Source organism: Nostoc sp. CCY0012 (genome assembly GCF_963920855.1).
Lineage (GTDB): Bacteria > Cyanobacteriota > Cyanobacteriia > Cyanobacteriales > Nostocaceae > Cyanocohniella.
The window spans coordinates 1-7,319 of record NZ_CAWUDM010000180.1 but is presented as its reverse complement, the minus strand read 5'-3'; the positions used below and the strand labels follow the sequence as shown (position 1 = coordinate 7,319).

Annotated in this window: 5 protein-coding genes; all 5 read left to right on the top strand. The window is 41.1% G+C overall.

Annotated elements, in window-relative coordinates; all coding sequences use genetic code 11:
• The first annotated feature begins 273 nt into the window (after window positions 1–273).
• The 5 genes from ACM0OS_RS27795 (at window position 274) to ACM0OS_RS27775 (ending at window position 7,169) form a co-directional block, all read left to right on the top strand.
• The gene (locus ACM0OS_RS27795; protein ID WP_414546410.1) at window positions 274–1,116 is read left to right on the top strand and encodes a DUF2382 domain-containing protein; all 843 of its coding nucleotides are present in this window, start codon (window positions 274–276) and stop codon (window positions 1,114–1,116) included.
• A 307-nt stretch (window positions 1,117–1,423) separates the two neighbouring features.
• Window positions 1,424–2,281, top strand: coding sequence for a DUF2382 domain-containing protein (locus ACM0OS_RS27790; RefSeq protein WP_414546409.1), 858 nt, complete (start codon window positions 1,424–1,426; stop codon window positions 2,279–2,281).
• Between the two features lie 534 nt (window positions 2,282–2,815).
• Window positions 2,816–3,712, top strand: a complete 897-nt coding sequence (locus ACM0OS_RS27785; protein ID WP_414546408.1) for a DUF2382 domain-containing protein — start codon at window positions 2,816–2,818, stop codon at window positions 3,710–3,712.
• A 198-nt stretch (window positions 3,713–3,910) separates the two neighbouring features.
• The gene (locus ACM0OS_RS27780) at window positions 3,911–5,635 is read left to right on the top strand and encodes an alpha/beta hydrolase (protein WP_414546407.1); all 1,725 of its coding nucleotides are present in this window, start codon (window positions 3,911–3,913) and stop codon (window positions 5,633–5,635) included.
• A 97-nt stretch (window positions 5,636–5,732) separates the two neighbouring features.
• Window positions 5,733–7,169: a phosphoglucomutase/phosphomannomutase family protein gene (locus tag ACM0OS_RS27775; RefSeq protein WP_414546406.1), complete on the top strand. Its 1,437-nt coding sequence runs from the start codon at window positions 5,733–5,735 to the stop codon at window positions 7,167–7,169.
• Window positions 7,170–7,319: the final 150 nt, after the last annotated feature.

The window sequence follows — 7,319 nt, the reverse complement described above, 5'->3', positions numbered from 1 at the left end:
CGTATTCACAATGCTTCTACAGCCATTGAACCCTCGTAATTTGGCTACAGTATTGCAACATCAAAATATTTTTCTCTACTCCCTACTCCCCACTCCCTACTCCCCACCTATGCAAATAGGTATGAATACGCCAAGCCAGCTATTAAATATTCATAAAGGATGAAGCATAGTCCATAAAATATATACCTTAAATTCAGCCGCCAGCAGGAGGCAGACTTATACCATAAATTTTATGCTGAGGGGTATATAGATATTTGCAATAACTTGAAACTTATGCCTCTCTACAAACTGGCTGAATTTGATCCTAACTACCGCGAAACCTTTAGTGGCGATGATGTAAAATCCTTGGATCTCTATACCGAAGGAGGTATGAAAATTGGCTCAGTCGCTGATGCCTTAGTTGACCAAGATGGACGTTTTCGGTATCTGGTTATCGATACAAGCTTAGACTCTATTGGGAAAACAATATTACTACCAATTGGGCTTTCTCGCATCAATTATCCCGCTAAACGTGTTGAAGTAGATGGACTAAATAAACAACAAGTAGAGCATTTACCAGAGTATAGAGGAGGCATAACAGTTAATGAGGATTACGAAAAACAGATACGACGTGTTTTTCGCCCTTCTACCACCGAAGAGACTTCTGAACTTGGGATGTTCAGTTATCAAAAAGAACCTAATTTATATAATTTAAACGAACAATCTCATCAAACGCTCAAACTATATGAAGAACGCTTAGTTGCTCAAAAGCATCGCTTCAAGTCTGGGGAAGTAGCAGTTAGTAAGCATATAGAAACGCAAACTGCACAGGTAACAGTACCTATTACTAAAGAACGTGTTGTAATCGAGCGAGTTCTACCAACAGAAATAGGAACAGCGGTAGATTCAAACTCCTTGCAATTCCAAGAAGGAGAAGTAGCACGCATAGAATTGTACGAAGAAACGCCTGATATTCGTAAAGAAGCGTTTGTCCGTGAAGAAGTGAGAGTTAAAAAAGTTGTAGAGCAGCAAACAGTAGAAGCTCAAGATACAATTCGCCGCGAAGAGTTAGATATTGATACTAAAGGCGAATTATATGTGGATGAAACTGGGGAGCAAAAATCAGAAAAAATTTAGATTTTTGGCGATCAATTTTGGTGGGGAATTTCATATTACAACATTGTGTAGGCAGAGTAGATTGCTACTTCTGCCTGTATTTTTAATGTAGAGAAGCCAGTATTTTGTGGATTTATCTCAGTTGTACCGACTTATTTAGTTTGTTTATGCTAACTTATCCGATATATTTTTAGACTTGTAATATTACATATATAACTTTTGATATTTTTCTTTTCAATCAATTCAGTCGATAGAAGGAGGGAAAACAATAAAAAAAAGGTTTATTTTGTTAGTAAGAGATGGCTTGAAACCTCAGAGGTAAAATATAATGGTTCTACAAAGATTATTAGACTTTGATCCAAACTACCGTGATAATTTTCAGGGTAACGATATTCAAGGATTAGGTGTCTATACAGAAGGAAGCGACGAAAAGATAGGTACTGTTAATGACATTTTAGTTGATGATGAAGGTCATTTCCGCTACCTAGTTGTTGATTTAGGCTTCTGGATTTTTGGTAAAAAAGTATTACTACCCGTTGGCCGTTCTCGTATTGACTATAATACTAACCGTGCTTATGCCATTGGCATGACAAGAGAGCAAGCAGAAGATTTGCCAGAGTTTGACGAAGGCAAAATGTTAGATTACGACTACGAAGAACGAGTACGTGGAGTTTATCGTAATCCTAAGTATAGCAACACATCTGTAGGTGCAGGCACAGGTGTAGGCACATCACCAAATTACAGTCGTGACAACTACACTTACGATAAAGAGCCTACTTTGTATGGGCTAAATGAGCAAAATCATCAAACCCTGAAATTGTACGAAGAACGGCTAATTGCCAATAAAATACGCCAGAAAACTGGAGAAGTAGCAATTGGTAAGCACGTTGAAAGTGAAACAGCAAGAGTTTCCGTACCAGTAGAAAGAGAGCATGTGGTGATTGAGCGTGTGACTCCTGAAAATGCTGGTAGAGCTGTTCCCGCTAGCGAAGCTACATTCCGTGAAGGTGAAGTTGCTCGTGTAGACATTCATGAAGAAACGGCGGATGTTCGCAAAGAAGCATTTGTGCGTGAAGAAGTCAGAGTTAACAAAGTTGTAGAGCAAGATACAGTTGAAGCTCAAAAAACTATACGTCGTGAAGAGTTAGACGTTAATTCTCCTAATCTCCCCATTGAAGAGCGCTAACTAATATATCTATAGCAATCCTATTTGATATCCGAAAGAATATGATTGCTATATGGCGCGAACACTGATTAGTTACATAGGAATCTTATTTGATGTTTGAAATATAGATAGGGTAAGATTCGCCCAAAATAGCTTGGTTATAAACACCCTAGCTTACTGATTTTTTGACATATCGTTTAAGATTCCTCTAGTACAGGTAAGGTTATTTTTGTATGAATTATCCCGCTTTTGATGAGCCTACACCATATTGGGGATAATTCATGTTTGATTATTCTTACCTGTACTAGCAAGCGCTAAAAATAAGAAACACATAAAAAATAATTAGTATCAGGACTTACGCAAGTGTCACAAAAAATAAACATTTTTTGCTTGTAGTAAGGGCTTCATCTCTTATTTTGTCAAGCCCTGCGGGCATAGCTGCGCTTACCGCGGAGCGTCTCGCAGAGAGGACTAAAGTCCTCACTACAAACTTAAAATAATATGTCATTTGCGTAAGTCCTAAGTATTTTACCAAGCATTTAATCTTAATTAATTATGAATGGCCAACCGATAGCGAATAACCTAAAACAAGTCAGCCAGAGAACTAGTATCCAAACCTTATTGGAGACATTGAAAAATAAGGTTAAAGGTTTTGCTGTAATTGATAAGCAAGGACAACTAGTAGGTAAAGTCAAGGATATTCTTTTAGATGCTAATCGGCGGCTCAATCTTGTGATATCTCAACAGTTAAATCAAAGTCAGATCAACGAAAATACACAAGCGGTAAATAATCAGCGATTAGTTTTACTATGGAGCCAAAAAATCCAGAAAATTGACAATCATGCCAAATCTGTTGTCATCAATGTAGAAAAATCAGAAGTAAAGAATATGCCTGAATATTTAGAAACAGGAACTCCAGATGAACAAAGAATGTCGGGTAATTATTCCAATGAGCCAAATGGGAATAACCAAATTATCAACAATCAAATTGAGATAGCATCCTCAGAAGCAGTAGACGACGAGACAATCATTCGTTTGATAGAAGAAAGGTTGATAGCCGATAGTCATAGGCGTAAACTTGGTGAGGTAATTATTCGCAAAGAAATCGAAACTCGCATGGTACAAGTCCCTGTGAGGCGTGAGAAATTAATTGTCGAACAGGTGGGTGCAGAACATAAACAACTGGCAGAAATTGATTTAAGTCAGGGAGAAATTTCTGGGATTGATTTGATTGAAAGAGGCATCCCAGAAGGTGTAATTCTCGATGGTAGTTTAGCCGTGAGTGGTGAATTTACCTCACCGAAAATTGCCAGTTTGCTTTTAAACGCGATCGCTCTAGAAGAAAAACACGGTTGTCAGCAGGTGAGAGTGACAATTGCTGTGGCAGATGACTCACTGCAAAAAAAATACCAGGAGTGGTTTGACCGCTGTTCTAAAGATGAAAAACTCTAATTAAAAAAATCAGCTTTAGCTAGTGTTTTCTTAGGGTTGGTAATCATATCCACCCTATTTTTTTTGTCAGCACTTTTGCTAAAAATAATTTTAAATTTAAGATAGTAATCTTAGTCAACAGGAAAGTAGGAAAAATCCCATCCTTGTTTCCTCTAGAACTAAACTGATAGTGGATAAGGTAGACAGCGAGTGTTGCTGATGAAAAAATTTCTAAGATCCCTAAGTTTAGGGCTGTTATCTGTGTTTTTCACTGCGGCTCCCGGACTAGGAGCTGAACGGATTAGCTTTTTTTATCCTCCATTTGGGGAGTTTTCTTTAAGTGTTGATGCTTTAGAAGCCTTTGCCAAAGAAGGCGAAATTACTGATGAGTTGGCTTTTTATGCCAGTCGTGCTAACCCGGAACAACTTGCTCAATTGCGAGAGCTGCTACAGCAGCGCTTTGATGTCAGTCCTACCCTTGTGTCTCAAGTGACTTACTCACCTATAGGTGAAGACCTGATACGACGCATGGGAGATTTACTGCTGACGGAATCTCGCCAAAATGGTTTTTATGCCCTACGAGGTGCTTTAATCTTAGCTGCTGCGGAGCCAGAAGGCTTAACAGTTTTGAATTTGCTGCGTCGGTTTCCCTCTCCTCGTGTGCGGATAAATTTTACAGCCGGGCTAAGGATTGTAGATGATTTATCGCAAGTACTGGAAAAAAGAGACCAGGCGGTGAGTTGGCTTCAGCAAGAAGCACTAAGAGCTACTTTGGCAACAGCTGCACTTAATAAAGAAGATGCTAATGCTCAAGGTGACTTTTCGCAACAACCCGATTTGCGATCGCCTGGCGAATTTTCTTGGAAACGCCTAGAGTTCACCTTCAATGATCGCTCACGCGATCGCACTTTTCCCACAGATATTTATCTCCCTGAAGCTAACTCCACAACTAGCCAGGAATCTCTCTCATCTCCCTTTCCCCTAATTGTGATTTCTCATGGTGTTGCTTCTGATCGTTCTACTTTGGCTTATTTAGCTGAACATTTAGCATCCTACGGTTTTGCTGTAGCTGTCTTAGAACACCCTGGTAGTAACGCAGAACGCGTACAGCGCTACTTAACAGGTTTGGCTGGCCCACTAGAAGCAGAAGAATTTATCGACAGACCTTTGGATATTACATTTCTCCTGGATGAACTGGAGATTATGACCAAGACTAATCCTCTACTCCTAGGAAAACTCAATCTTCAGCAAGTCGGGGCCATTGGTCATTCCTTTGGTGGTTACACTGTTTTGACTTTGGCTGGTGCTAAAATCAACTTTGAGCAACTGCAACAAGACTGTCTTCCTAGTAATTCCACTTTTAATTTGTCGTTGTTTTTGCAGTGTCAAGTAACTGAGTTAAATGCACCCAATGACCAACTCCAAGACGATCGCATTAAAGCAGTTTTGGCGATTAATCCCTTAACTAGCTCCATTTTTGGAGAAACTGGGATGAGTCAAATTCAAATTCCTGTGATGTTAGTTGGCAGTAGTCAGGATATTGCTACGCCCATATTATCTGAACAGGTTCGCCCCTTCACTTGGCTGACTAACCCCAATAAGTATTTGGCATTAATTGAAAACGCCACCCACTTTAGCGTGATTGCTGAACCAACTTCTGAAAATGATGTTTTGCCCATACCAGCCGCATTACTAGGCCCAGATCGAGCGCCGGCTTATGATTATGTTCGGTCTTTGAGTGTGGCTTTCTGGAAAACCCATCTGCTCAACCGTCCTGAATATCGCTCTTATTTACAGCCATCTTATGCCAAATATATTAGTCAAGATTCCTTAAAATTGACTTTGTTACAGTCTTTGTCAGCAGACCAGTTGAATCAAGCACTGAACGCTGCAAATTTCCCCGCTTCTACAGCATCACAATTACCGGAAGCACCTGGTAATTAGTCGTACAGTAAAAGGTGGATATTACTGAGGAGATTTTTTTTGAATTTAGACACTGTACAAATGCTAAAATCCTCAGGTAATCAATTAGGATACCTCGATGCCAGTTGCTGCTAACTCCATTAAGTTTGGTACAGACGGCTGGCGGGGCGTCATTGGTGATGAGTTCACCTTTGAACGCCTAGCCCTGGTCGCGCCAGTTGCTGCAAAAGTATTACATAATACATATTTTTCTACGGTAGGTAGCAAGACAATCGTGGTCGGCTACGATCGCCGATTTATGGCGGAAGACTTTGCTATGGCTGTGGCCGATGCTGTCACCGCTATCGGATTTGATGTTTTGCTTAGTGAAACTTATGCCCCAACACCTGCTTTTAGTTGGGCAGCAAAAGAACTGAATGCTTTAGGAGCGCTGGTAATTACGGCCAGTCATAATCCTGGTTTATATTTGGGTTTAAAAGTCAAGGGTTCCTTTGGTGGTTCAGTACCGCCAGAAGTGACAAAAGAAATAGAAACTTTGTTGTTTGAGGGTGTACCAACTGTAGCCACCCCAGGCAAAAAAGAAAAATTTGACCCTTGGCCCAGTTACACCACAGCCCTCAAAGCCAAAGTTGATATTACCAAAATTCAAGCAGCCATCGCCTCTGGGAAACTGACCCTAATTGCTGACGTCATGCACGGTGCAGCAGCTGGCGGATTGGCAAAACTATTAGGCGAAGGCGTTCAAGAAATCAACAGCGACCGCGATCCTTTATTTGAAGGTGGCGCGCCCGAACCTTTACCCAAATATCTCTCTCGTTTATTTGAGGTGATCAAAAAACACCGAGAAACCGATAAATCAGGTTTAACAGTAGGTTTAGTATTTGATGGAGACTGCGATCGCATCGCCGCAGTAGATGGAGAAGGTAACTTTTTAAGTTCCCAAATCTTAATCCCCATATTAATTGACCACTTAACCCAACGGCGCAATTTTACTGGCGAAATCGTCAAAACTGTCAGTGGTTCTGATTTAATTCCGCGTGTAGCAGCGTTGCATAACTTGGAGTTATTTGAAACACCAGTCGGATACAAATACATTGCCGACAGAATGTTAGCCGCACATGTGTTGTTAGGCGGTGAAGAATCAGGCGGTATCGGTTACGGCAGTCATATTCCCGAACGTGATGCCCTATTGTCAGCATTATACGTCCTAGAGGCCATCGTGGAATCGGGGCTAGATTTAAGCGATTACTATCGTTCGTTGCAAGAGCAAACAAAATTTACCTCAGCATACGATCGCATTGATTTACCCTTAGCCAGCATGGAAGTGCGATCGCGTCTTTTACAACAACTGCAAACCCAACCATTAAAAGAAATTGCCGGCAAAGCCGTGATTGATTGCCAAACCATCGACGGTTATAAATTCCGTTTAGCCGATCACAGTTGGTTAATGATTCGCTTTAGTGGTACTGAACCAGTATTACGCCTTTATTGCGAAGCCTCGACACTTGAACAAGTGCATCAAACCCTAGCTTGGGCGAAAAACTGGGCGGAGTAAGGGAAAGCAGGGGGAGCAGGGGGAGCACGGGGAGATGAGAACGCATTTTTGTTCTTGTCCCCTTGTCTCCTTGTCTCCTTGTCCCCTTGTCTCCTTGTCCCCTTGTCCCCTCATCCCCTTGTCTCCTTGTCCCCTCATCCCCTTGTCCCC